Annotated in this window: 23 protein-coding genes and 1 pseudogene; 14 read left to right on the top strand and 10 right to left on the bottom strand. The window is 72.6% G+C overall.

Annotated features, from left to right (window positions below; genetic code table 11):
- Positions 1-196: 196 nt before the first annotated feature.
- The 4 genes from ACFY2K_RS10520 to ACFY2K_RS10505 form a co-directional block, all read right to left on the bottom strand.
- Entirely contained in the window at positions 197-604 is a 408-nt protein-coding gene (locus tag ACFY2K_RS10520) for a hypothetical protein (RefSeq protein WP_387710686.1), read from the bottom strand.
- Between the two features lie 103 nt (positions 605-707).
- Complete coding sequence (locus tag ACFY2K_RS10515) at positions 708-2036, bottom strand: hypothetical protein (RefSeq protein ID WP_387710684.1); 1329 nt, start codon at positions 2034-2036, stop codon at positions 708-710.
- Complete coding sequence (locus ACFY2K_RS10510; protein WP_380521605.1) at positions 2036-2353, bottom strand: type VII secretion target; 318 nt, start codon at positions 2351-2353, stop codon at positions 2036-2038. Before ACFY2K_RS10510 ends, ACFY2K_RS10515 begins: the two co-directional genes overlap by 1 nt.
- Before the next feature lie 100 nt (positions 2354-2453).
- A complete protein-coding gene (locus tag ACFY2K_RS10505; RefSeq protein ID WP_387710682.1) occupies positions 2454-2789 on the bottom strand; it encodes a hypothetical protein in 336 nt (111 codons plus the stop codon).
- A gap of 161 nt (positions 2790-2950) precedes the next feature.
- Between ACFY2K_RS10505 and ACFY2K_RS10500 the strand changes: the two genes are divergently transcribed.
- The 4 genes from ACFY2K_RS10500 to ACFY2K_RS10485 all read left to right on the top strand — a co-directional run bounded on the left by ACFY2K_RS10500 (position 2951) and on the right by ACFY2K_RS10485 (position 5341).
- Entirely contained in the window at positions 2951-3802 is an 852-nt protein-coding gene (locus tag ACFY2K_RS10500; protein WP_380590131.1) for a helix-turn-helix domain-containing protein, read from the top strand.
- A 13-nt stretch (positions 3803-3815) separates the two neighbouring features.
- On the top strand, positions 3816-4013 hold the full coding sequence (locus tag ACFY2K_RS10495) for a DUF397 domain-containing protein (RefSeq protein ID WP_380590128.1): 198 nt from the start codon (positions 3816-3818) through the stop codon (positions 4011-4013).
- Positions 4014-4110: 97 nt separating this feature from the next.
- Positions 4111-4749, top strand: coding sequence for a ClpP family protease (locus ACFY2K_RS10490; RefSeq protein WP_387710679.1), 639 nt, complete (start codon positions 4111-4113; stop codon positions 4747-4749).
- Position 4750: 1 nt separating this feature from the next.
- Positions 4751-5341 (top strand): ClpP family protease, encoded by a 591-nt coding sequence (locus ACFY2K_RS10485; protein ID WP_375883634.1) that lies wholly within the window; start codon positions 4751-4753, stop codon positions 5339-5341.
- A 48-nt stretch (positions 5342-5389) separates the two neighbouring features.
- On the opposite strand, the gene ACFY2K_RS10480 is transcribed toward ACFY2K_RS10485, so the two are convergent.
- Complete coding sequence (locus tag ACFY2K_RS10480) at positions 5390-5767, bottom strand: helix-turn-helix domain-containing protein (protein ID WP_380406314.1); 378 nt, start codon at positions 5765-5767, stop codon at positions 5390-5392.
- A gap of 66 nt (positions 5768-5833) precedes the next feature.
- Positions 5834-6415 (bottom strand): TetR/AcrR family transcriptional regulator, encoded by a 582-nt coding sequence (locus ACFY2K_RS10475; protein ID WP_387710677.1) that lies wholly within the window; start codon positions 6413-6415, stop codon positions 5834-5836.
- Positions 6416-6472: 57 nt separating this feature from the next.
- On the opposite strand from ACFY2K_RS10475, the gene ACFY2K_RS10470 reads away from it, so the two are divergent.
- The gene (locus tag ACFY2K_RS10470) at positions 6473-7375 is read left to right on the top strand and encodes an alpha/beta fold hydrolase (protein WP_387710675.1); all 903 of its coding nucleotides are present in this window, start codon (positions 6473-6475) and stop codon (positions 7373-7375) included.
- Between the two features lie 18 nt (positions 7376-7393).
- Here ACFY2K_RS10470 and ACFY2K_RS10465 read toward each other — a convergent pair whose 3' ends face one another.
- Positions 7394-7999: a hypothetical protein gene (locus ACFY2K_RS10465; protein ID WP_387710673.1), complete on the bottom strand. Its 606-nt coding sequence runs from the start codon at positions 7997-7999 to the stop codon at positions 7394-7396.
- Entirely contained in the window at positions 7977-9335 is a 1359-nt protein-coding gene (locus tag ACFY2K_RS10460; RefSeq protein WP_387710671.1) for a hypothetical protein, read from the bottom strand. The genes ACFY2K_RS10465 and ACFY2K_RS10460 overlap by 23 nt, the downstream gene beginning before the upstream one ends.
- 260 nt (positions 9336-9595) lie before the next feature.
- On the opposite strand from ACFY2K_RS10460, the gene ACFY2K_RS10455 reads away from it, so the two are divergent.
- Positions 9596-11683 carry a phosphocholine-specific phospholipase C gene (locus ACFY2K_RS10455; protein WP_387710669.1) on the top strand — a complete coding sequence of 696 codons (2088 nt, stop codon included), beginning with the start codon at positions 9596-9598 and terminating at the stop codon, positions 11681-11683.
- 55 nt (positions 11684-11738) lie between these two features.
- Here the strand turns inward: ACFY2K_RS10455 and ACFY2K_RS10450 are convergent, their stop codons facing one another.
- Complete coding sequence (locus ACFY2K_RS10450; RefSeq protein ID WP_380521582.1) at positions 11739-12194, bottom strand: SLATT domain-containing protein; 456 nt, start codon at positions 12192-12194, stop codon at positions 11739-11741.
- A gap of 367 nt (positions 12195-12561) precedes the next feature.
- On the opposite strand from ACFY2K_RS10450, the pseudogene ACFY2K_RS10445 reads away from it, so the two are divergent.
- The 6 genes and pseudogenes from ACFY2K_RS10445 to ACFY2K_RS10420 form a co-directional block, all read left to right on the top strand.
- Positions 12562-14055, top strand: a pseudogene (locus tag ACFY2K_RS10445) ((2Fe-2S)-binding protein); the annotation flags it as partial.
- On the top strand, positions 14052-14303 hold the full coding sequence (locus tag ACFY2K_RS10440) for a nitrite reductase (NAD(P)H) small subunit (protein WP_380521580.1): 252 nt from the start codon (positions 14052-14054) through the stop codon (positions 14301-14303). The pseudogene ACFY2K_RS10445 and the gene ACFY2K_RS10440, both read left to right, overlap by 4 nt.
- Positions 14300-15634 (top strand): nitrate/nitrite transporter, encoded by a 1335-nt coding sequence (locus tag ACFY2K_RS10435; RefSeq protein ID WP_380590107.1) that lies wholly within the window; start codon positions 14300-14302, stop codon positions 15632-15634. The genes ACFY2K_RS10440 and ACFY2K_RS10435 overlap by 4 nt, the downstream gene beginning before the upstream one ends.
- Before the next feature lie 122 nt (positions 15635-15756).
- Positions 15757-16212, top strand: a complete 456-nt coding sequence (locus ACFY2K_RS10430; protein ID WP_387710666.1) for a hypothetical protein — start codon at positions 15757-15759, stop codon at positions 16210-16212.
- Positions 16213-16382: 170 nt separating this feature from the next.
- Positions 16383-16988, top strand: coding sequence for a hypothetical protein (locus tag ACFY2K_RS10425; protein WP_375883673.1), 606 nt, complete (start codon positions 16383-16385; stop codon positions 16986-16988).
- A gap of 298 nt (positions 16989-17286) precedes the next feature.
- Positions 17287-19284 (top strand): Ig domain-containing protein, encoded by a 1998-nt coding sequence (locus ACFY2K_RS10420; RefSeq protein ID WP_387710664.1) that lies wholly within the window; start codon positions 17287-17289, stop codon positions 19282-19284.
- A 109-nt stretch (positions 19285-19393) separates the two neighbouring features.
- On the opposite strand, the gene ACFY2K_RS10415 is transcribed toward ACFY2K_RS10420, so the two are convergent.
- Positions 19394-19867, bottom strand: a complete 474-nt coding sequence (locus tag ACFY2K_RS10415; RefSeq protein ID WP_380521572.1) for a hypothetical protein — start codon at positions 19865-19867, stop codon at positions 19394-19396.
- A 559-nt stretch (positions 19868-20426) separates the two neighbouring features.
- On the opposite strand from ACFY2K_RS10415, the gene ACFY2K_RS10410 reads away from it, so the two are divergent.
- Positions 20427-21269 carry an FAD binding domain-containing protein gene (locus tag ACFY2K_RS10410; protein WP_387710662.1) on the top strand — a complete coding sequence of 281 codons (843 nt, stop codon included), beginning with the start codon at positions 20427-20429 and terminating at the stop codon, positions 21267-21269.
- Entirely contained in the window at positions 21266-24055 is a 2790-nt protein-coding gene (locus ACFY2K_RS10405) for a molybdopterin-dependent oxidoreductase (RefSeq protein WP_387710660.1), read from the top strand. The genes ACFY2K_RS10410 and ACFY2K_RS10405 overlap by 4 nt, the downstream gene beginning before the upstream one ends.
- Positions 24056-24069: the final 14 nt, after the last annotated feature.

The following is a 24069-nucleotide window of genomic DNA, read 5'->3' as shown; positions in this document are numbered from 1 at the left end:
GTCTTCTCTGTTAGTGTACCCGGGTGGGGGGCGCCCCCCCCCCGCGGGGGCGGGGGGGGGCGGGGGGGCGGGGGGGGGGGGGGCCGCCGGGGGGGGGGCCCCCCGCCCCCCCCCGCCCCCCCGGCACGGTTGCCATCGGCAGTTCCTGACTGACCGTCAACTACCTGAGTCTGCAGGTGAAGAGCCGGGTAGCCCTTCACGACCCGGCGGCCCGGATGTACACGTCGGCCGCACCGGGACGCCCGCCCGGCTGCTCCACCACGAACACCTGCCGCCCGGGCTGCCCTTCCGGCAGCAGCACCCCCTCGGCCGGCTCCTCGCCGGGCAGCGCCGCCTTGAGGTCCTCCGGCAGTGGAGCGGGGGAGCTGGGTCGTGGCAGGTTGTAGGTGCGGCAGAAGTCGTCCAGGCCGGCGTCGTCACCGCCCCGGAGCACGTAGTGCAGGTAGGCGACCGGCTTGCCGTCGGCGGTGCGGGACAACACGGCCTGCGCTGGGATGTAGTACCGCCCGATCCCGGGGTGCTGATCGTGGTGCAGACCCGCCAGCCGCTCCGCGCGGTCACTGTCGGTCTCCGGCGGATGGCCGAGGCGGAGTGCTGCGGCCACCCCCCACCAGACACATCCCACGGTGACCAGCGCGCACAGTACGAGGAAGGCGCCAAGAGGCCATCGCGTCCAAAGCCTGCGATCACGGCTACCGGTTGGCATGTCAGAGCTTCCTGGTCCTTGCCTTGCTTGTTCCTCCCATGTCGAACTCCTGGGCCAGGCCGGTCCGGTGGAGTCGCTGGATGTCGTCGTCCCTTACTTTCCCCACGACAGGAACGTCGGTGCTCTTCCCGTCGTCCCAGTTGTACCGGTCGCGGACGCTCGTCTGGTAGGTGACGGTCACCTCAGGGGGAGCGCCGGGTGAGGTCGGCTTTACCTCGATCTTCGCCTCGGTGTTGTAGTGGAAGGACCCGACCGCGTAGAACCAGTCCTTGCTGCTCGTCGGTGTGGCGGACATGGGTTGCCAACCAGTCTGCTGGACCAGGGCAACGGGCTGTCCCGTCCGGCGGTACTCCGCCAGGGCTTCGGCCTCCCATCCGTTGAGGTTGCCGTCCAGCGTCGTGTTCACGCTCTGCTGGAAATCAGGTATGTCTTTCAGCATGTCGTCGACGTTCAGGTTCAGCGGCTCGCCGGTGCCGGACAGGTAGTGCGCCATGTTGGCGCTGGCGTTGGTGTCCCCGGTGCCGAACGGCATGCCGGCGATCCCGGCCCCGAGGGTGGCGGCCAGCTTGCGGTCTTCGTCGGTGGGGCTCTCGGTGTTGTAGGCGCCTGACCCCCGGTCGTACGCATCCGGTGGCAGCAGGACTCCACCCCCGCCGCCGAAGACCTTTGAGAGGTCCCGCGCGCCCGCCAGGTCCTCGCCCACCACCCGCTTGGTCCAGTCGTCGAGGTGGCGGTACTTCGCTGCGTTGTTGATGCGGTCGAGCTCGTGCCCCGCCGTGTTGCTGACATCGGATGCGCACTTCGTGGCAGCCGTCAGCAGATTGCGGATGTCTCCGGCCACCGTGCCCAGGCGCCGGGACTCGCCCCCGCTCTCCGGGTCGTTGCTCCTGGTCAGCCAGGCCGGATAGCCGATGTCGCCGTCGTCCTTGATCGTGAGGTCGTTGGCACGGGCCAGATCGTCCGCTTCGGCGACCCATCGGCGGGCGAGGGCCAGGCCGGTCGCGGTGTTCGTCAGCGTGAGCTTCGCCGCCTCCATCTCCTGTTCGGCGATGGACATTTCGTCGACCAGGTCGGTGAGTGCCCGGCGTCCGAGGGTCGCGGCGTCGCCACTCCAGCCTTCCTGGAGAGTGGAGAGCACATCGACGGCGATGAACTTGGCAGAACTCATGGCCGACCCGACCTTGTCCCACTCCTCCGCGGCCCGGTGGAACGCTTCTGGGTCGCAGGAGCGGATCTGCTGGAGGGTGACGGGTTTCGCGAAACGGCGGTCATGAAGGGGTTCGGAGGCCTTGCGGCGGCCGTCGGGATCCTCGGCGTAGATGGACGGCATCAGCTCTTGTCCTCCAACAGATCGGCAGCACGCTGCAGTTGTTCCGCGACGGCGGCTTCCTGCCGGTAGTAGTTGGCGGCAGTGACGCGGAGTCCCTCGGCGATCTTCTTCACCGCATCGGTGACCTTGCCGGCTTCCGTGGACCAGTGGCCGGTGGCCGCGCCGAGGGACGAACCGACGGTCCACTCGTTGTGACGGGTCGCGGCAGCGGTCGACTCGCCGAAACCGGTGTTCGCCTGCGTGAGTTTGTCCGCTCCCTCGTCCAGCTTGGCCGCCGCCACCGGAAGCCGTTCCGGCTCCGAGATGTATCCACCCATCGGGTTCCCCCCCAACTGTGCTCTGTGGTTCTGGTCTTCACACTAACGAGCGGCTGGGGCGGGCGCAGGAAGTCGGCCAGGTCGACTTCCTGTGCGGGGGTCAGGCGGCTTTGGGCTGGTCCAGGGCGGCGGTGTTCGGGTGGGCGAGCCAGACGAGGCGGGCGGTGATTCCCGGGTGCCCGGCGAAGTGGCGGAGGGCTCGTTCGGGGGAGGCGAGGGTCAGGCGGGCCCGGCCGTCGAGGCTGATCACGTGGGTCGGCCCGTCGGGTTCGGCGAGGCCCCAGGCCGCCACCCAGCCGTCGGCGTCCGCGCTGCTGTCGCCGCACACCTGGACGACGGCGAAGAGCCGGGGTGCGGTGTCGAGCACGAGTTCGCACAGCTCCCGGTCGAACGTGATGTCGACGGGGCGGGGTTTTGGCGAGGGCGCAGCAGTCATGGAAGTCTCCTGTGAAACGGGAGTTGGATGCGGAGCTGCCACCATCAGAGGGAGTGGAGCCGTTCTGATACAACGTCAAAAATAGCCAGCCAGTAGGATGCAGTCCACCCTCTTTGAGGGATCCATGGCACATCCATCCCAAAGAGTGAAGGGAGAGGCGGATGCCGCCCAGCAAGTTTCCGCCGAGCGCCCGGCAGCGACGTCTTGGTACCGAGCTGCGTCGGTTGCGTGAGCGGGCGGGCCTGTCGGCCACGAGGGCCGGGGAACTGCACGGCGCGACGCAGTCCCGGATCAGCAGCATCGAAGCCGGCGGATACCCGGTGAGCGCAGACCGGGTGCGAACCCTTGCTCGCCTCTACGGCTGTGTGGATGAGATGTTGATCGATGCGCTAACCCGCATGACAGGAGGGCGGACGCGCGGTTGGTGGGAGGAGTACCGCGAGATCCTTCCCGCCGGTGCGCTCGATCTGGCGGAAGTCGAGCACCATGCGCGATCGATGCGGATTGTCTCAGTCGTTCACGTCCCCGGACTTCTCCAGACCCCTGAACATGCCCGCGCGCTCTTCCGGGATGTGGTCCCACCGCTGTCACCGCCCGAAGTGGAGCACCTTGTCTCTCATCGGATCAAGCGGCAGGCGGTGCTCTTCGGGGACCAGCCGACGCCTCTTTCGGCGGTTGTCCATGAGACTGCCTTGCGAATGGCCTTCGGGGGACCGGAGGTCGCGCGCGGCCAACTGGAGTACCTGCTGACGGCGAGCGAGCTTCCCCATGTCGACCTGCGAGTGATCCCGTTCGGCACCGGGAGCTATCCCAGTTCCGGTGCTGGGATCGTCTACTTCGCCGCCGAGGTGGCACAGTTGGACAGCGTCCAGGTCGATGGAGACCGATTCGAGTTCATTGACACCGAGCCGCAGTTGATCAAGTATCGAGCCGTGTTGGATCGGTTGGAGGCGACCGCACTCGGGCCCGAGGCGTCTCGTGACCTTATTCGCCGGAATGCCCTGAGCATTTGAGATGGGAACAATCATGGCCGTTCTGAGCTGGCAGAAGTCCTCATTCAGTGGTGACACCGCCAACTGCATCTACGTTGCAGCAGCTGTCAGTGACACCATCAAACTCCGTGAGAGCGACGAGCCTGAGGTCGTCATCACGACCACGGCCGACGGGCTGCTCGCCCTCCTCCGTGGTGTCAAGGCCGGGGAGTTCGACCACCTGGCCCCGTAGCGCTCTGCCCTTGGCGAATCTGCGGCGGGCAGAGGAACGGCATCCGGGGGGCAGCGCGGGGTGAGAGTGGAGTCAACGGCTCGACAAGGAGGAGCAGATGACTTCGCTCAGTACGCCGCTGCCCCGGGCGGGGCAGGGGGAGACGGTGCCCGGTGCCTTCGACGACCACCTCGCCGCCCAACTGCTGGCCCAGCGCATCGTGTTGCTCGGCACCCAGGTGGACGACGTGTCGGCGAACCGGGTGTGTGCGCAGCTGATGCTGCTCTCGGCGGAGGACCCGCGCAGTGACATCGGGCTGTACATCAACAGCCCCGGGGGTTCGGTGAGCGCCGGGCTGGCGATCTTCGACACCATGCGGCTGGTTCCCAACGACGTCTCCACCCTGGCGATGGGGTTCGCGGCCAGCATGGGGCAGTTCCTGCTCACCACGGGGACGCCCGGCAAGCGCTTCGCGTTGCCCAATGCGCGGATCATGATGCACCAGCCGTCGGCGGGCATCGGCGGGACGACCGCGGACATCGAGATCCAAGCCGAGAACCTGGAGTACACCAAGCGCACCATCGAGCGGATCACCGCCGAGCACACCGGGCAGAGCGAGGAGACGATCGCCCGGGACAGCGACCGGGACCGCTGGTTCACGGCGGAGCAGGCCAAGGAGTACGGGCTCGTGGACCGGGTGGTGGAGTCGGTCGACGACATCCGCCCGGCCTCCTCGCGGCGACGGATGGGGCTCTGACATGGGGTCGTACACGGTTCCGTACGTGATCGAGCGGACGGCGAAGGGCGAGCGGACGTACGACGTGTTCAGCCGGCTGCTGAACGAGCGGATCATCTTCCTCGGCACCGAGATCGACGACGGGGTCGCGAACGTGGTCATCGCGCAGCTCCTGCACCTGGAGTCGGAGAACCCGGAGCGGGAGATCTCGATCTACCTCAACTCGCCCGGAGGGTCGTTCACTTCGCTGATGGCGATCTACGACACGATGACCTTCGTGCAGGCGCCGATCTCGACGTTCTGCGTCGGACAGGCGGCGTCGACGGCGGCGGTGCTGCTGGCGGGTGGGGATGCGGGGCGGCGGTTCGTGCTGCGGCACGCGCGGGTGCTGCTCGGGCAGCCGGCCAGTGGTGGGCGGCAGGGGACGGTCTCGGACCTGAGCCTCGCGGCGAAGGAGATGGTCCGGATCCGGTCGCAGGTGGAGGAGGTCCTTGCCCGGCACACCCACCACGACGTGGCGACGCTGCGCGCGGACATGGATCGGGACAAGGTGCTCAGTGCCGAGGAGGCCGTCGCGTACGGGCTCGCGGACCAGGTGCTGAGCCGGCGGTGAGCGTCGGCGGTGGCCGGTACGACGGGGGTGTACCGGCCACCGCTGCGGTCAAGCCGCCATGCAGAGCCCGTCGTACTGCGCCCGGGGCCCGCTCGTCCGGTTCGGCCGGGTGTGCCGGACCAGCTCGTCCTGGGCGAGCGAGAGGAGGTCGCCGAGGCGGAGTCCGAGGGCCTTGGCGGCGGCCGCGAGCACCTCGGAGGAGGCCTCCTTGCGGCCGCGCTCCAGCTCGGACAGGTACGGGACCGAGATCCGGGCGGTCTCCGCGACGTCCTTCAACGTCCGCTCCTGGGCGAGCCGTTCGCGCCGCAGCACGTCGCCGACGAGGTCGCGCCAGAGCGGTTCCTTCGGCGCGGGAGGTGCGGGCGGCGTGGCCTGCGGGCGGCGCAGCGGGATGACGCGGGCTTCGTTCGGCGCATGAGTGCTCACCCCTCCAGCCTAGGGATCCGGGGCGCGGGGGGAAGGGCGCCGCGTTCTGCCCTGGGTGAAGCGGTGCTACGCAGGGAGGACCCGGCCGAGGTGGTAGCGGAGGACGGCCGTGGCGTCCTCCGCCGTCCGCTGGTCGAGCAGCACGCTGAGGCCCAGGCCCGCCGAGACCGCCAGCAGGACGACGGCCTCCTGGCGCGGGTCGGCGGCGCCGGCGGCGGCGAGCTGGGCGGCGAGGAAGGCCTCCATCTCGTCGGGTGCGGCGAGGAAGGGCTGTCCGCCGAGGGCCGGGTCGGTGACGGAGAGGACGGCGTACTCGGTGTAGATGAGGTGGAAGGCGCGGCTCTCCTCGTCGGTGGGGACGGCTTCGAGCAGCACCGCCTCGACGACGGCGCGCGGGTCGCTGCCCGCGCCGGTGGCGCGGACGCGGCGCTGGACGCGCTCGCCCATCCGGGTGGCGAGGCGGGTCATGGCGGCGAGGAGCAGTTGCTCCTTGGTGTCGAAGTAGTACTGGACGAGCCGCACGGAGACGCCGGCCTCGACCGCCACGGAGCGCATGGTGACGGAGTGGAGGCCGCTGCTCGCCGCCGAGCGGAGCAGGGCGTCGATGATGTGGGCCCGTCGCTCCTCGTGGTCCACCAGCTTGGGCATCGGGTTCCTTCCGGATGTTTTTGTGGTACAACCATACCACCAAAACCGGGAGGGATCATGACCAGGACCAGCGTCGGGCACTTCACCAGCGAGACGGCGAAGGCGAAGTTCCTTGAGGCGTACGACCGGGCGATGGAGCTGTGGCCCGGCCCGCGGCAGGAGTTCGACGTCGAGACCGGGTACGGGAGCGTGCACGTCCACCGCTACGGCACGGGGACCGGCGAGCCGATCGTGCTGCTGCACGGCCACGCCGGGCACCCGTCCAACTGGTACCCGCAGATCGCGGCCCTGGGCGCGCACCACCCGGTCTACGCCGTCGACACCCTGGACGACCCCGGCCGCAGTGAGCAGCGCGCCGTCGCGGCCGGATCGGCGGAGAACGCGGAGTGGCTGGGGGAGGTGCTGACGGGGCTCGGACTGGACCGGGTGCACCTGGTCGGGGTCTCGTACGGCGGCTGGCTGGCCCTCAACCAGGCGATCCACGCGCCCGAACGGCTCGCCTCCGTCACCTCGCTGGACCCGGGCGGCATCGAGAAGGTCCCCGCGCGGTTCTACGCCCACATGATCGGCGGACTGTTCGGCATGCTCGCGCCGCGGCCGCTGCGCCCCGCGCTCGGGCGGCTGCTGGCGAACCCGGCGCTCAGTGCGCCGCGCGAGATGATCGCCCCGCTGATGCTCGCCATGCGCAGCTACAAGCCGGGCGGCCGGCCACCGGCCCGGCCGTTCACGGACGGGGAGTTGGGGTCGATCGGGCTGCCCGTCCTGGTGCTGGTGGGCCGGCGCAGCGCGCTGCTGCGGCCGCGGCAGGTGGTGGAGCGGGTGACGGCGCTGGTTCCGGAGGTGCGGGCCGAGATCCTCGAACGGGCGGGCCACGGGCTGAACCTGGAGCAGCCCGAGGCGGTCAACGAGCGGCTGCTGGCCTTCGTCGCCTCGGCCGGACGGGGGAAGGAAGCGGCGTAGCGGGCAGCCCCCGGCCGATCAACCCGGCGGGGTCGGCGGAGGGGGCGGGGGAGGGGTCGGCGTGCAGTGCCGCAGCACCATGCCCCTGCGCCACTGGACGCCGCCGGGCAGGTCGAACTGTCCCCGTCGGCTCGCCACCGTGATCTGCTCGACGGCGACCGTCGCGGTGGCCGTGCAGTAGCCCGCCCGCACCGCCACCAGCGTGCCCCCGCGTACGACGGCCACGAGCCCGTCGATCTCGAAGACCACCTCGATGTCCACCACGAGGGTGCCGACCGACACCCCGTCGACCAGCACCTTCACCGAAGGGTGGTGGACCGACGTGACCCGATGGTCCACCAGGGCGACGACCTCCTCGCTGCCCGGGGCCGCGCACGTGCTCCGCGCGGCCTCCATGAGCCGCGCTTGGGTACGCCAGCCGCCGGCGACCAGATCGATCATGTCCAGCCCCAGGAAGCCGTGCACGACGCTCGCCACCTCCTGTTCGGCGGCCCGGGAGAGAGCCCGGTCCAGGCCGCCCAGGGCGGTGACCGCGTCGTGCCGGCGGAGGGCGTCAACGAGCGGTTCCAGGGACCCCAGGAACGTCGCCAGGCTGTACGGGTCATCCGTCGCGACCATCGTCATGGCGCACCTCCTCGAAGCTCGGCCGGCCCGGATCCATCCGCGGGTCCAGCCGGACGCTGTGCCCGGCCCCGGTGGGGCCGGCCCGGTCGGTCGGCTCGGTCAGCTCGGTCCGGGCGTCTCCCCACGCGCCCGCCTCGGCCGTCACCGTGCCCGCCCGGCCTGCCCGACCCGCCCGGCCCGCCGTGCCGCCCGGCCGCAGGACGCGGCGCAGCCCGAACGCCGCCAGGGCCACACCCGCGAGAGCGCCGAGGACGATCCAGAGCAGGTGGGGCTTCGGCGGGGGCGGCGGGACGTGCTGGGCGACGACGACCGGGACGATCTCGGTCACCGTGTGGGTGCCCGCGCACTCCACGGTGATCCGGTGGGGGCCGGTGGGCGCGGTGGCCGGGACGGTGGCGATCGACCGGAACCGGCCCGACTCGTCGGCCGTGACCGGGTGGGACCGGGGCCCGCCGTCCCAGGAGAGCACCACCTGGCGCGGGTCGGCGCCCCCGGTGCAGGCGTTCGTCCGGCCGGAGACGTGCAGGGGGGCGCCCGGCGACGCGGTCATCGTCCGGACGGGCGACGGCTGCGGAGGCGTGGGCGTAGTCGGCGAGGACGTGGTCGGACCCGGGGCCGGGACGAGGACGTGGACGTCCGCCGTGATCCGGGGCTCCGCCGCACAGGACGCCCGGACGTCGTGGTCACCGGCGGCCGCGTCCGCGGGCACGGTGACGCCGGTGCGGAAGCCCCCGTCGGCGTCGGGCTTTCCGGGGCCGGGAAGCGCGGTGGTGCCCCAGACCAGGGCGACGGTGTCGTCCGCGGGGCAGGCGAAGCCGGTGCCGACGAGGGTCGTGGTGGACCCGGGCGCCGAGCGGGCCGGATCCGCCGTCAGTGTCGGCGGCGCGACGGTGAAGTGCGCCGTCGCCACGGTCGGGGGGAAGCCCGGGCACGTCGCCGTGACCGTGTGCACGCCGTCGCCGGCGCCTTCGGGCACCGTGAACGTGCCGGAGGACGGCGGCTTCGTCCCGGTCCGGACGGTCGTGAGGCGGGTGGCCGGGGTGTCGTCCCAGGTCACCAGGGCATCGACCGGGTTGGGGCGCGTCGAGAGACCGCTCTCGCAGACCGGGAAGCCGGAGAGCGTCACCTGAACGGTCCCGAACCGGGGTCCGTGCGTCGGCGCCAGGGTGACGGCCGCTGCCGACGAGGTGGCCCCCGAGGTGGCCCCCGAGGTCGACGGCGAGGGCGAGGACGACGAGGTCGTGTCCGTCGGCGAGGGGCTCGCGCCCGTGGTCAGGACGGCGAGGCAGGCGAGGACCGCGACGAGCGCGGTGCGGCCACCCGGTAACGCCTTCACCAGCGACTCCGTCCACTGCCCGGCCCCGCCGCCCATCCTCACCGGCGGCCGGTTCGTGTGCATCCGGTGGCCGCGGGCTCCCGGCGGGTTCCCGGCGGGCCGAGGCGCGCGGCGGCAGGGCGGATCCCGTGACGGTGTGAGACCTTCCGTCAACTGTCGGCCAGGTGTAACTTCTCGGCCACCCGGCTACCGGTCGGTAGCCATCCGGCTGCCCGACAGTCGCCGACGTCGGAGTTGTCCAGACTTCTCGGAGGCCACCCGTGTCACTCGTCACCCGCCGTACCTTCCTCGGCTCGGCCGCCGCCCTCGGCGCCGCCATCGGGCTGGACACGGCCCTGCCCGGCGCGGCGCCGGGCGCGCAGGCCGCCACGACCGGCAGCACCGGCAGCACGGGGACGATCCGGGACGTCAAGCACGTCGTGGTGCTCATGCAGGAGAACCGCAGCTTCGACCACTACTTCGGCACCCTGAAGGGCGTGCGCGGTTTCGGCGACCGCACCGCCCTGCAGATCGCGGGCGGCACCAGCGTGTTCAACCAGCCGAACGGCAGTGGACGGCAGTACCCCTGGCAGCTCAGCAAGACGAACACCTGGTGGTGGGGCGTCAGCCCCGAGCAGCTCGCGCAGTGCGACGGCTCGCTCGACCACTCCTGGTCCACCCAGCACCAGGCCTGGAACAACGGGAGGATGGACTCCTGGATCGCCGCCAAGGGCTCGGACAGAACCATGGGCTTCATGGCCCGCGAGGACATACCGTTCCACTACGCGCTGGCCGACGCCTACACCGTCTGCGACGCCTACCACTGCTCCATCCTCTCGGCCACCGGCCCCAACCGCACCTACCTGTGGTCCGGCACGATCGACCCGGCCGCCACCGCGGGCGGACCGGCCTACGACGGCGGCTCCGAGTCGGGCCTGCGCTGGCAGACCTACGCCGAGGCCCTCCAGGACGCGGGCGTCAGCTGGAAGGTCTACCAGAACGCCAACGACAACTTCGGCGACAACGGCCTCGCCTACTTCAACCAGTTCACCGGCGCGCCGAGTTCGAGCCCGCTCGCCCAGCGCGGCATGGGCTCGGTGCCCGCCCGCACCGGCTCGACCCCGGACGACATCGCCGCCGCGATCAGGGCCGACGCGCTCGCCGGCACCCTGCCCCAGGTCTCCTGGGTGGTGGCCGACCAGCTGTTCTCCGAGCACCCGGACGGCCCGCCGGAGAACGGCGCGCACTTCGTCAACCTGGTGCTGCAGGCCCTGGCGGCCTCCCCGGAGGTCTTCGACTCCACCGCCCTGTTCCTCAACTACGACGAGAACGACGGCTTCTTCGACCACGTGCCCCCGCCCGCGGCCCCGGCCGGCACCGCCGGCGAGTTCTGCAAGGGTGCGGGCATCGGCCTCGGCTTCCGCGTCCCGATGATCGTGGTCTCGCCGTGGACCCGCGGCGGCTGGGTCGACTCCCGGGTCTACGACCACACCAGCGTCATCCGCTTCCTGGAGACCTGGACCGCCGCGCTGGGCACCCCCGCCGTCTGCCCCAACATCAGCACCTGGCGGCGCCAGGTCTGCGGCGACCTCACCGGTGCCTTCGACTTCGCCAACCCCGTCCACGGGGTGCCCGCGCTGCCCGACACCAGCGCCACCATCAGCCAGGCCACCGCGAACCTCCAGATCAACCCGAGCCCCGGCACCAACTCCATGCCCGTCCAGGAGCCCGGCACCAAGCCCGCCCGCGCGCTGCCCTACCAGCCCAACGCCTGGGTGGACCGGATCGAGTCCACGGCCGACGGCCGGACCCTGCTCTGGATCGACCTGGCCAACCAGGGCCCGCAGGCCACCGCCTGGGCGCACTACTCGATCCACACCAACGCCTACCGCACCGAAGGCCCCCGGCAGTACACCGTCGCCCCGTACGACGCCGGCAGCGGCACCGACGGCAGCGCCCGCGACTCCTTCGACATCGGCGCCGGCTCCGGCAACGGGCAGTACGACCTCACCGTGCTCGGCCCCAACCGCACCCTGCGCCGGTTCGCCGGAAACGCGACCACCGCGGGCCGCACCGCCGAGGCCACCACCTCGTACGCGCCGGCGCCGGACACCGGCCGGCCGGCGCTCTGGTTCGCCATGACCAACACCGGCACCAGTACGGTGACCTTCACCGTCACGGCCACCAACTACCGGACCGGCAGCTGGACCTACCAGGTCGCCCCGGGGGCCACGGTCAGGGACTACTTCAACGCCGTCACCATCGCGCAGGGCTGGTACGACTTCACCGTGACCGTCGGCAGCGACCCCGCCTGGAGCCGCCGCGCCACCGGCCACCTGGAGACCGGCGCCGCCAGCGTCACGGGCTGACCACCGGAGCCGGGCACCCGGCGGGGGTCGGCCGGACGGTCGGCCCGGTGATCGATCAGGCGGTCGACGGCGGCGCGGGTTCGCGCCGCCGTTCCAGCCAGGTGCGGCTCAGGTCGTCCCAGACCGCCTGGTACCTGCCGAAGACGCCGTCGAGCTGGTGCCGGGTCGGGCCGTCGGCCGTCGTCGACGCCAGCAGGTACTCCAGGTCGTCGGAGAGCCGCCGGAAGCGGTACTGCGCCTCCTCCATCAGCACCCACCGGGAGCGCCAGTTGAAGAACGGCTCGGCGGCCGCCAGCGCCGTCACCAGGGCCACCAGCGCGAACGCCAGGTCCGTCCACCGGTGCAGGCCCAGCAGGATGGTGGAGGCGGCGGACAGCGCCAGCGTCAGGAGCTTCACCGCGGAAGCGCGCCGACGGAACCGTTCCTTCCTCCGGCGGGCGTAGTCGTGCCCCCGGCGGATCTTGTCCAGCAGGAGTGCGGACGTCTCCGTCGGGGTGAGCCCCACACCCACGACCGGTCCACTGTTCGGATCCACCCTGCCCCCACCCGTGCCTCTCGCCCGCTCCCGCCCGCCCCCGCCTCCGCGGGGCTTCCGGTCGACGGTAGCGGAGGCCTGCTCCGGGCATCCGGCAGGGCGGTGCACCGCCGCTCCGAACGCCCGGAGCCGGGGCCCGCGGGGCCGGTCAGGCGGCCGTGGGCAGGGCGGTGGCCGCCAGGGCCTGGTCGTAGCGGTGCAGGACGAGGCGGGTGACGGCCGGGTGGGCGCCCAACGGGGCGGTGGTCCAGGTGGCCGCGGTGGTGGCCGCGCGGCGGGCGAAGAAGCCGGGGGAGAGGAGGTAGCCGGCCAGCGCGACGTCGGGGTGTCCGGCGGCGAGGAGGGCGGCGACGGCCTGCTGCGGGGTGGGGGCGGCGGCGTCCTGGTCGGCGACACCGAGGGCTACGGCGCGCTGCGCCCGCTCGCCGTCGCCGGGAAGCCGCTCACCGTCGCCCCCGAACAGCTGGTGCTGCCGGCCGGGTCCGCCCCCGCCGGACCGCTCGCCCTGCCCGACGACGCGGTGCTCTGCTCCTGCCACAACGTCACCCAGGGCGCCGTCCGGGCCGCCGTCCGCGACCAGGGCGCCGACGGCGTCGCCGCCGTCAAGAAGTGCACCCGGGCCGGGACCGGCTGCGGCAGCTGCCTCAAGCAGCTCGGCACCGTCGTCACCGAGGAACTGGCCGCCGCCGGGGTCGCCACCGTCCAGGGCCTGTGCGAGCACTTCGCCCACAGCCGTGCCGAGTTGTACGAGATCGTCCGGGTCACCGGACTGACCGGCTTCTCCGACCTGCTCGCCGGGTACGGCAGCGGCGGCGAGGGCTGCGACGTCTGCAAGCCGACCGTCGCCTCCATCCTGGCCAGCCTCGGCAACGGCCACATCCTGGACGGCGAACAGGGCGCCCTCCAGGACTCCAACGACCACTTCCTCGCCAACCTCCAGCGCAACGGCTCCTACTCGGTGGTCCCCCGGGTGCCCGGCGGCGAGATCACCCCCGAGGGCCTGATCGCGATCGGCGAGATCGCCCGCGACCACGGCCTCTACACCAAGATCACCGGCGGCCAGCGGATCGACATGTTCGGCGCCACCGTCGACGAACTCCCCGTCATCTGGCGCAAGCTGGTCGACGCGGGCTTCGAGTCCGGGCACGCCTACGGCAAGTCGCTGCGCACCGTGAAGTCCTGCGTCGGCGAGACCTGGTGCCGCTTCGGCGTCCAGGACTCCACCACCCTCGCCATCGAACTGGAGCTCCGCTACCGGGGGTTGCGCTCCCCGCACAAGCTCAAGGCCGCCGTCTCCGGCTGCGCCCGCGAGTGCGCGGAGGCGCAGAGCAAGGACTTCGGCGTCATCGCCACCTCGGCCGGCTGGAACCTCTACGTCGGCGGCAACGGCGGCACCACCCCCCGGCACGCCGACCTGCTCGCCGCCGACCTCGACCGCGAGACCCTCATCCGCACCATCGACCGCTTCCTGATGTTCTACATCCGCACCGCCGACCGCCTGGAACGCACCTCGGTCTGGCTGGAGCGCCTGGAGGGCGGACTCGACCACCTGCGGGCCGTCGTCCTGGACGACTCGCTCGGCATCGCCGCCGAGCTCGACGAACTGACGATGTGCCACATCAGCGGCTATCGGGACGAATGGGCCGAAACCCTGGCCGACCCCGAGCGGCTGCGGCGGTTCTCCTCCTTTGTCAATGCTCCCGGCACCCCCGACCCCGCCGTTACCTTCGTTCCCGAACGCGGCCAGATCCGCCCCGCCCGCCCCGGCGAGGCCGGCCGCACCCTCAACTCCCCGGTGCTCGTCGCCGGGGCCCGACTGGAGGTGCTCACCCCGTGACCGTACAGATCCACGACGGCAACCACTGGCAGACCGTCTGCGCCCTCGCCGACCTCCAACCCGGCCGCGGCTCCCGCGGCCTGCTCGGCAGCCGCGGCGACCGGCCCACCCTCACCTCGCCGATGTACAAGCAGGTGTACGACCTCACCGACGGCCGCTGCCTGGACGAGGACACCGCGCCCGACGGCGCACCCGCGGTGCTGCGCCGCTGGCCGGTCCGGGTGCTCCCCGTGGAGGCCGCGGCATGACCACCGTCGTGGAGTCCAGAACCCCCGCCCCGCTGGCCGGTTGGGACCCGGAGGACGAGGAGATGTGGGCCCGCGGCGGCGCCCGGATCGCCCGGCGCAACCTGGTCTTCTCCGTCCTCTCCGAGCACATCGGCTTCTCGGTGTGGAGCCTGTGGTCCGTGCTGGTGCTCTTCCTCGGGCCCGAGTACCACATCGACACCGCAGGCAAGTTCACCCTCACCGCGCTGCCCACCGCACTCGGCGCCCTGCTCCGGCTGCCGTACACCTTCGCCGTCGCCCGCTTCGGCGGCCGCACCTGGACGGTGGTCAGCGCCCTGCTGCTGCTGGTCCCGACGGCCCTCGCCGCCCTGGTGCTGGAACCCGGCGTCTCCTACGGCACCCTGCTCGCCGTCGCCTGCGTGGCCGGCGTCGGCGGCGGCAACTTCGCCTCCTCGATGGCCAACATCAACGCCTTCTACCCGCACCGGCTCAAGGGCTGGGCCCTCGGGATCAACGCGGGCGGCGGCAACCTCGGCGTCCCCGCCGTCCAGTTGCTCGGGCTGCTCGTGCTGGCCACCGCCGGCGCCGCCCACCCCCGGCTGCTGCCGCTGCTCTACCTGCCGCTGATCGTGCTCGCGGCGGCCGGGGCCCAGTGGCGGATGGACAACCTGCCGAAGGCGCCCAGGGGAGAAGGGCGGGCGCTGCGGGAGGTCGCTCGCGACCCCTACGGCTGGGCGGTCTCCACCCTCTACATCGGCACCTTCGGCTCCTTCATCGGCTTCGGCTTCGCCTTCGGGCAGGTGCTCCAGGTCCAGTTCCACGACCGCTTCGACACCCCGGTCAAGGCCGCCGCCCTCACCTTCCTCGGACCGCTGCTCGGCTCCCTGCTGCGGCCCGTCGGCGGACGCCTCGCCGACCGGTACGGCGGGGCCAGGGTCACGCTGGCGACCTTCGCCGCCATGGGCGCCGGCACGGCGGTCGTGCTGCTCGCCTCCCGGGCCGGCTCGCTGCCGCTGTTCCTCGGCGGGTTCATCGCGCTCTTCGTGCTCAGCGGGATCGGCAACGGGTCCACCTACAAGATGATCCCGGCGCACTACCAGGGCCTCGCCCGGACGGCGGTCGCGGCCGGCGCCGACCCGGCCGCCGCCGAGGCCGACTCCCGGCGGCGGACGGCGGCGCTGATCGGCCTGGCGGGCGCGGTGGGGGCCTTCGGCGGGGTGCTGGTGAACCTGGCCTTCCGGCAGTCCTTCCTGGCCAGCCACAACGGGGACGCCGCGTACCTCGGGTTCCTGGTGGCGTACCTGCTGTGCTCGGCGCTGACCTGGGCGGTGTGGCTGCGGCCGCGACGGTGACGCCGTGCTGCTGCCGGGTCGTCACGAGGTCGTTCGTACGACGATCGGACGACCCGGCGCGCGGGCGGGCGGAGCGGCGGTTAGCGTCGGCCGCACCACGCCCCACATCCTCGGAGGTTGCAGTGCAGCGGTGGATCGTCCTGACGGTACTGACCTCGGCCCTCACCGGCCTCGCCGCCCCGGCCCACGCCGCCGCCCCGACGGCGGCCCCGGCCGACGATGCGTCCGCCATCGCCGTCACCCTCGGTGACGTCGTGATCGACCCGAAGATCCCCAGCAAGGCCCGGGTGAACGTCAGCTACCTGTGCTCGGTCGCCGACGGGGCCCGCTCGCTCACCGTCTCGGTCGAACAGCAGGACCCGGAGGACTCCTCCTCCAAGGCCTTCGGCTCCAGCCGGACCCCGGACACCGACATCGTCTGCGACGGCACCGTCCAGCAGCGGCAGCTGCTCGTCCAGTCCAAGACCGTCAACTGGATCCCCGGCGCGGACGCCGTCGCCATCGCCACCGTCTCCAACATCGGCACCACCCCGTCCGCTGCCGCCGACTCCCGCCAGGTGAAGCTCGCCGTCGGCTGAGCACGGAATCACCGTTCGCGGTGGCCCCCGGGCCTGGCGCCGTGTCAGGGCGCCGGGCCCGGCGGCCGATGGCCGAGTCGTCGTAGCGGCCGAATCCGGCCCTGAACAGGACTGCTGCTGCGCGCCCCCGTGTTCTACAGTTCTGTAGAACTACGTGAGAGGGGCACGGCATGGACAGGCCGCTTCGGCTGCCGCAGCAGGATCGGGCCGACTTCGAGACGGAGTTGGGCAGGGCGTTGGCGGCGCCTCAGGTGCGGGCGGCGTTGCAGGGGGTGGGGGGTGAGGTGGACCGGTTGCGGCGGGTGGCGCGGGAGAACGCGGAGTACGTGCTGGCCGCCGCCGCGCCGGAGTACGAGCGGTACGCGGCGTTGCGGGCGGATGCCGACGCCGTGGCGCGGCTGCCGGTGGACGTGCCGGGGCGGGGGCGGGCTTCCGGGTGGTGGGGGGTGCTGGGGGTGATCGTGCCGATCATCGCCGTCGTCGCCGCCGGGGTGTTGCTGGTGCTCGGCTACGTGCTGGGGCTGTCGGACGACGCCGAGGCGTTGGGGCGGGCGCTGGTGGGGGCCGGCTGGGTGGCCGGGGGGATCGGGGCGGTGTGTCTGCTGGTGGGCGGTCTGGGGTTGTTGGGGGCGGCGTCGCGGTCGGCGGGGAGCGGGGAGGCCGTGGGCGGGGCCGGGGAGCTGGTGGTGGCGCGGGACGCGTGGCGGGCGGCGCTGACGGAGCGTGGGTTGGTGCCGTTCCTGGTGACCCAGGCGCACGCGGGGCGTCCGGTCTGAGGAATGCCAAGGCCCTGGTGGGGCCTGGTAAGGGGGAGTTAAAATCCGGGCCCGCCGGGGGAGTTGTCCGCGCCGCCGTGGCGGGGTGATCGGCCCTGGTGGGGTGCGGTGCGGGCGCGTCGGGCCCCGGGGGTGCCGCTGTCGGGCGCCGGGTGGGAGGCCTTGTGCGCGACCATCAGTGAAATATCATATGGCGCATTGCACAGCGCTCGGCCCGGAGTGAGGCCCCTTCCCCGTCCGCCCGGACCGCGTGTGCGTCCCGCCCTCCCCCCACGTCACGAGAGACGGAACCCGACCCGTGTTCAGATTCCGATCCCGCACGCCCAGTGGCGCCCGCCGCCCGGTGCGCGCCCCGCGGACCGCCCTGGTGGCACTCGCCGCCGCCCTGGCCGGTGCCGCGCTCAGCAGTCCGCTGTCCGCGATGGCCGACTCCCACGCGCCGCGGGCCGCCACCGTCGAGGCCCGGCCCGGCACCCCGAAGGCGGAGCAGGCCGCCGCCCCGAAGAAGTCCGGCCCGCGCCGGGTCGGGGCCGCGAAGGCCGGCCCGGTGGGCACCACGACCAAGGCGCCGCAGCTGGTGGACGGCGCCGACCCGGGCACCGGCGGCAAGGACGGCGACGGCAACGTCGCCAACGAGTACGACCTCCAGGTCACCTACAAGGGCGGCCAGGAGTCGACCGGTGTGGTGATCGGCGCGCCCAAGGTGTACCTGGTCCTGTGGGGTTCCCAGTGGGGCACCCCGTCGACGAACGCGGCCGGTGACACCGTGGCGACCGGCGACCCGGACCAGGCCGCGCCGTACCAGCAGGACTTCTTCAAGGGCCTGGGCAGCCAGGGCGACGGCTGGAGCGCCGTGCTGACCCAGTACTGCGAGGGCGTCGCCGCGGGCTCCGTGCAGTGCCCGGCCGGCTCCGCCCACATCCCGTACCCGCAGCAGGGCAGCGTGCTGGCGGGCGTCTGGGTGGACAACGCCGCGCCCGCGCCGCAGGCGGCGACCGAGCCGCAACTCGGGGCGGAGGCGCTGGCCGCGGCCAAGCACTTCGGCAACCTGACCGAGGCGCAGAACCGCAACGTGCAGTACGTCATCGACTCGCCGCAGGGCACCGACCCGGACAAGTGGAAGGAGCTGGGCTACTGCGCCTGGCACGACTTCCAGCGTTCCCCGTACGGCCAGCTCGCCTACACCAACATGCCGTACCTGACGGACGTGGCCGGCTGCGGCACCAACTGGTTCGGCGAGAACACCCCGCGGGGGCGGCTGGACGGCTACGGGATCATCGGCGGCCACGAGTACGCGGAGACGGTGAGCGACCCGAACACCCCGGGCGGCTGGACGGACGCCACCGGTCAGGAGATCGGTGACAAGTGCGCCTGGATCCCGAAGGGCGCCAACGGCGGGCTGTTCTTCGAGGACCTGGCGACGGGCAGCTTCCCGCTGCAGACGCTGTGGTCCAACGCCGACCACCTGTGCGCGGCCTCGGACCCGATCGTGGCCTCCCCGCCGGTCTCGGTGAGCACCATGTGCGACCGTACGGACCCGGCCGGCCGCCCGCTGTCCATCCCGGCGGTGGGCGTCTCCGGCACCGGCTCGGCCCTCACCTACAGCGCCACCGGGCTCCCCCAGGGGCTGGCCATTGACCCGCACAGCGGGGTGATCTCCGGCACCGCCGCCGCGACCAGCGGCTACCAGCGGATCAACGTGACGGCGACGGACGCGGCGGGCAAGGCGGCGTCCACCGGGTTCTGGGAGAACGTCAGCGCCGCCGGCGGGTCCGGCTGCGGATCGATCGAGCAGCTCACCGACGCTGGGTTCGAGAACGGCTCGGCGGACGTCGACCACACCGTGATGACGGACGCCTGGAGCCCGTCGGGGTACAACATCGTCACCCCGTCCAGCCTGCACGCGCCGCACTCCGGCTCCTGGTACGCCTGGCTGGGCCAGAACACCGGGACGGACGACTCGATCACCACCTACCTGAACACCTACCCGGGCTACGGGCAGGCGAGCTTCTCCTTCTGGCTGGACGTGGAGACGAGCAACACCTCCGCCACGGCGCCCGACACCCTGTCGCTGGTGGCGGTCGACCAGTACACCGGCCAGCCGCTCGGCACGGTGAAGACCTGGAGCAGCCGGAACCCGACCAACGGCTACCAGTACCAGTCGGTGGACCTCTCCTCGGTGATCGGCCAGGTCGGCTGGGGGACCACCATCGGCCTCAAGCTGGTCTCCCACGAGTCCGGGACGAGCCCGACCACCGCGTTCCTGATCGACGACGCCTCGGGCCGGGAGAGCTGATCCCGCGCCCGAACTGATCCCGCGCCCGAACGTCCGCCCCGGTACCGCGTGTTGCGGTGCCGGGGCTTCGTTCGCTGTTTCAGGCACCCGCCGCCGCTGCCGCCGGCCCTCACGCCCCCGGCAGCGGCGGCGAAGCGGTGTGGCTGCGGGCGGCGTCGACCAGCAACTGGACGGCCTCGACCGGCAGTCCCAGTCGGCGGGCGATCCAGGGGGCGGTGCGGCCGGCCCGGGCGAGCATCCAGGCGGAGTACAACTGGCCGAGCTGCGGGGCGTGTTCGGCGAGCAGCAGCGGGCGCACGGCCTCCATCGGGAAGCCTTCGAGCGCCCAGGCGCTGTACTCGCGCCCGTTCGGGCCGGGCGGGGGGAGCGGGAGCGGGCGGCGGGCTTCGAGCCAGCGGCTGAACAGGACCGCGCCGACGACCAGCAGGCCGGAACAGGAGGCGCCGATCAGGACGGCGCCGATGACGGGGCGGTCCTCCTCCTCGGCGAGGCCGAGGGCGATCTCCTCCAGGACGAGCAGCCCGAGGACGGCGGCCAGGACGGCCGCCTCGCGGGGGTGCGGGAGGAGCCTGGACGTCGTCATGGGGTACCTCTTCCTCGGCGGGGGGTGCGGAGGGCGGGGGCGGGCGCGGCGGATCACCTTCCGTACAACGGCGGCGGGCGGTCCGGGGTACGCCCGGACGGCGAGGTGGTGAAGGGCCGCGCACGGAGTTGACGGTGCGTCAGCGTCTCATCCTCGGAAGGGAGTTCTGCCGGGAGCGGACCCGCGGGTACGGGGCTGGGAGTGGGCCCGGGCGCGGGTGCCGCGCGGGTGGGGGCCCGTCGGGGTGCGGTCCGTGTGTCTCGCCTCCTTCCGGTCGGGCGCACCGGGGCGGTGCGGACGTCGACGGGTACAGGAGTCCACCTTCGGACCTGTCGACAGCATAGCCCGGCCATGCCAACTTCGACAGGCTTGTCGAAGTTGGCATGCGGAGCGGCCGACTCCCCTCCGGGCCCCGGCCGGACGGGCCGCGCCCGGCCTGGAGGATCGACCAGCGGCGGACCGGTCCGAATGGTGTCCGGGACCACTCGTGACGCCCGCCCGCCGACCGCTTCAATCGCCCTACCGAACGAACGGAACAGGCCGGGGACGGAGGGGCGACATGGATCTGAACACGGTGGCCGAACTGCGGGACGCCCGCCTCGGCGGCCCCTGGCGGTCCGGCGACGCCTGGCTCGGCGGCGGGACGTACCTGTTCTCCGAGCCGCAGCCGCACATCCGCCGCCTGATCGACCTCGGCCGGATGGGCTGGCGGCCGCTCACCCGGACCCCGGACGGCGGCCTGGAGATCGCCGCGACCTGCACCGTCGCCCAGCTCTCCCGGTACGGCCGCCAGGAGGCCGACTGGACGGCCGCACCGCTGGTCGAGCAGTGCTGCCGGGCCTTCCTGGCCTCCTGGAAGATCTGGAACATGGCCACCGTCGGCGGCAACCTCTGCAACGGCCTGCCCGCCGGCCCGATGATCTCGCTCACCGCCGCGCTGGACGGCGTCTGCCTGCTGCGCGCCCCCTCCGGCGAGTACCGGAAGGTCCCGGTGGCGGAGTTCGTCACCGGCGCCGGCCGCAAGGACCTGCGGCCCGGCGAACTGCTGCGCTCCATCACCCTGCCGGCCCGCGCGCTGGCGAGCCGCACGGCCTTCCGCCAGGCCTCGCTGTACGGGCTGGGCCGCTCCGCCGCGCTGCTGGTCGGCGCCCTGGACCCGGTGGACGGCTCGCTGACCCTCACCGTCACCGCCTCCACCGTCCGCCCGTTCCGCTTCTGGTTCCCGCCCGCCCCCAACGCGGCGGCCGTCGAGGAGGCGATCCGGGACGGCATCGGGCCGGAGGACTACTTCGACGACATCCACGGGCTGCCCGCCTGGCGCCGGCACCTGACCTTCCGCTTCGCCGAGCAGATCCGCCGGGAGCTGAGCCCTCACACCCCCACCGAGGAGGCAGCGCGATGAGCTTCGCGATGCACGTCAACGGCCGCCCCACCGGGGTCGAGCCGCGCCCCGGCCAGTGCCTGCGCACCTACCTGCGCGAGCGCGGCTGGTTCGGGGTGAAGAAGGGCTGCGACGCGGGCGACTGCGGCGCCTGCACCGTGCAGGTCGACGGCAACCCGGTGCACAGCTGCCTCTACCCGGCGGCCCGGGCCGCCGGCCGGTCCGTCACCACCGTGGAGGGCCTGGCCGGCCCGGACGGCGAGCTGCACCCGATGCAGCAGCGCTTCCTGGACGCCCAGGGCTTCCAGTGCGGCTTCTGCACGGCCGGCTTCCTGATGACCACCAGCGCCCTGGACGAGGAACAACTCACCGACCTGCCGCGCTCGTTGAAGGGCAACCTGTGCCGCTGCACGGGCTACCGGGCGATCGAGGACGCGATCAACGGCGTCCGCCACACCGAGGAGCCCGACCCCGGCCACGCCGTCGGCCGCAACCTCGGCGCCCCGGCCGGGCCGCAGGTGGTCACCGGCACCGCCCGCTACACCTTCGACGTCGACGTGCCCGGCCTGCTGCACATGAAGCTGCTGCGCTCGCCGCACCCGCACGCCCGGATCCTCTCCATCGACACGGCGGCCGCCCTGCGCGTCCCCGGCGTGCACCTCGTCCTCACCCACCACGACGCGCCCGAGCGGCTCTACTCCTCGGCCCGGCACGAGCACCCCACCGAGGACCCGGACGACACCCGGCTGCTGGACGACGTGGTGCGCTTCGTCGGTCAGCGGGTCGCCGCCGTGGTCGCGGACAGCGAGGCGGCCGCCGAGGAGGGCTGCCGCCGGATCGTCGTCGAGTACCGGCAACTCCCGTACGTGCTCGACCCGGAGGAGGCGATGGCGCCCGGCGCGCCGGTGCTGCACCCCAAGGGGCCGGAGTCCCGGATCGCCCGCCCGAAGGACAACGTCTGCGGCGAGGCGCACGGTGAACTCGGCAGTGTGGAGCAGGGGTTCGCCGAGGCGGACGCGGTGTACGAGGAGACCTTCCGGACCCAGCGGGTCCAGCACGCCAGCCTGGAGACCCACGGCTGCGTCGTGACCTTCGAGCCGGTCGGGGAGGCCGCGGAGGCAAGGGAGGCCGGGGAGGCCGGGGAGACGGGGGAGGAGCGGATCGTGGTCCGTTCCTCCACCCAGGTGCCCTTCCTCACCCGGCGCGCCCTGTGCGCCCTGTTCGACCTGCCGACGGAGAAGGTCCGGGTGGTGGCCGGCCGGGTCGGCGGGGGCTTCGGCGGCAAGCAGGAGATGCTCACCGAGGACATCGCGGTGCTCGCGGCGATGCGGCTGCACCGGCCGGTGAAGCTGGAGTTCACCCGCGCCGAGCAGTTCCACGGCGCCACCACCCGGCACCCCTTCCTGGTCACCGTCAAGCTCGGCGCCAAGCGGGACGGCACCCTGACGGCGATCCGCTTCCGGGTGGTGTCCAACACCGGCGCGTACGGCAACCACGGGCCGGCGGTGATGTTCCACAGCGTCGGTGAGTCGATGGGCGTCTACCGGGCGCCGAACAAGAAGGTGGAGGCGTACTCCGTCTACACCAACGGCGTGCCGGCCGGGGCCTTCCGCGGCTACGGCCTCGGGCAGGTCACCTTCGCCGTGGAGTCCGCGATGGACGAGCTCGCCCGGCAGCTCGGCGTCGACCCGCTCGTCCTGCGGGAGAAGAACATCATCGGCCCGGGCGAGCACATGGAGGGCCCGCTCGGCGAGGAGGAGGACCTCCACATCGCCAGCTACGGCCTCGACCAGTGCCTCGGCGTCGTCCGGGAGGCCCTCGCGAACGACACCAGCGCCGAACTCGCCCCCGAGGGCTGGCTGGTGGGCCAGGGCTTCGCGATGGCGGCCATCGCCTGCGGCCCGCCCGGCGGGCACATCGCCGACGCCACCGTGCGGCTGCTGGAGGACGGCGGGTACGACATCGCGGTGGGCACCGCCGAGTTCGGCAACGGCACCACCACCGTCCACCGGCAGATCGCCGCCGGGGCCCTGGGCACCACCGTGGACCGGATCACCGTGCGGCAGTCCGACACCGACGTCGTCCGGCACGACACCGGCGCCTTCGGCTCGGCCGGTACGGTCGTCGCGGGCAAGGCGGTGATGAAGGCCGCCAACGCGCTCGCCGAGCTCCTCCTGACCTTCACCGCCGAGTACGCCCGCACCCCGCGCAGCCTGCTGCGGCTCGGTGCCGACGCGGTCGAGTGCGACGGGCGGACGATCACCCTCAAGGAGGTCTTCGAGGCCGCCCGCGGCAAGGGCGTCGAGCTCGCCGCCGACGGCCACTTCGGCGGCTCGCCGCGCTCGATCGCCTTCAACTCGCAGTGGTTCCGGATCGCCGTCGACCCGGACACCGGGGAGATCCGGATCCTGCGCAGCGTGCACGGGGCCGACGCCGGGCGGGTGATGAACCCGATGCAGTGCCGCGGCCAGGTCGAGGGCGGGGTCGCCCAGGCGCTCGGCGCGACCCTGTTCGAACGGGTGCTGCTGGACGAGCACGGCGAGGTCACCACCGCGGCCTTCCGCCGCTACCGGCTCCCGGCGTACGCCGACGTGCCGCGCACCGAGGTGCACTTCAGCACCACCTCGGACGCGATCGGCCCGCTCGGCGCCAAGTCGATGAGCGAGAGCCCGTTCAACCCCGTGGCCCCGGCCTTCGCCAACGCGCTGCGCGACGCCACCGGCATCCGCTTCACCGACCCGCCGTTCCTGCGCGACCAGGTCTGGCAGGCCCTGGCCGAGCGGCGGGGGAGCCACGACGCCGAGTGACGGGGGCCCGGCCG

The organism is Kitasatospora sp. NPDC001309 (assembly GCF_042896295.1).
Taxonomy (GTDB): Bacteria; Actinomycetota; Actinomycetes; order Streptomycetales; family Streptomycetaceae; genus Kitasatospora.
The sequence above is the reverse complement of the archived record's forward strand: the minus strand, read 5'-3'. Positions and strand labels throughout refer to the sequence as shown.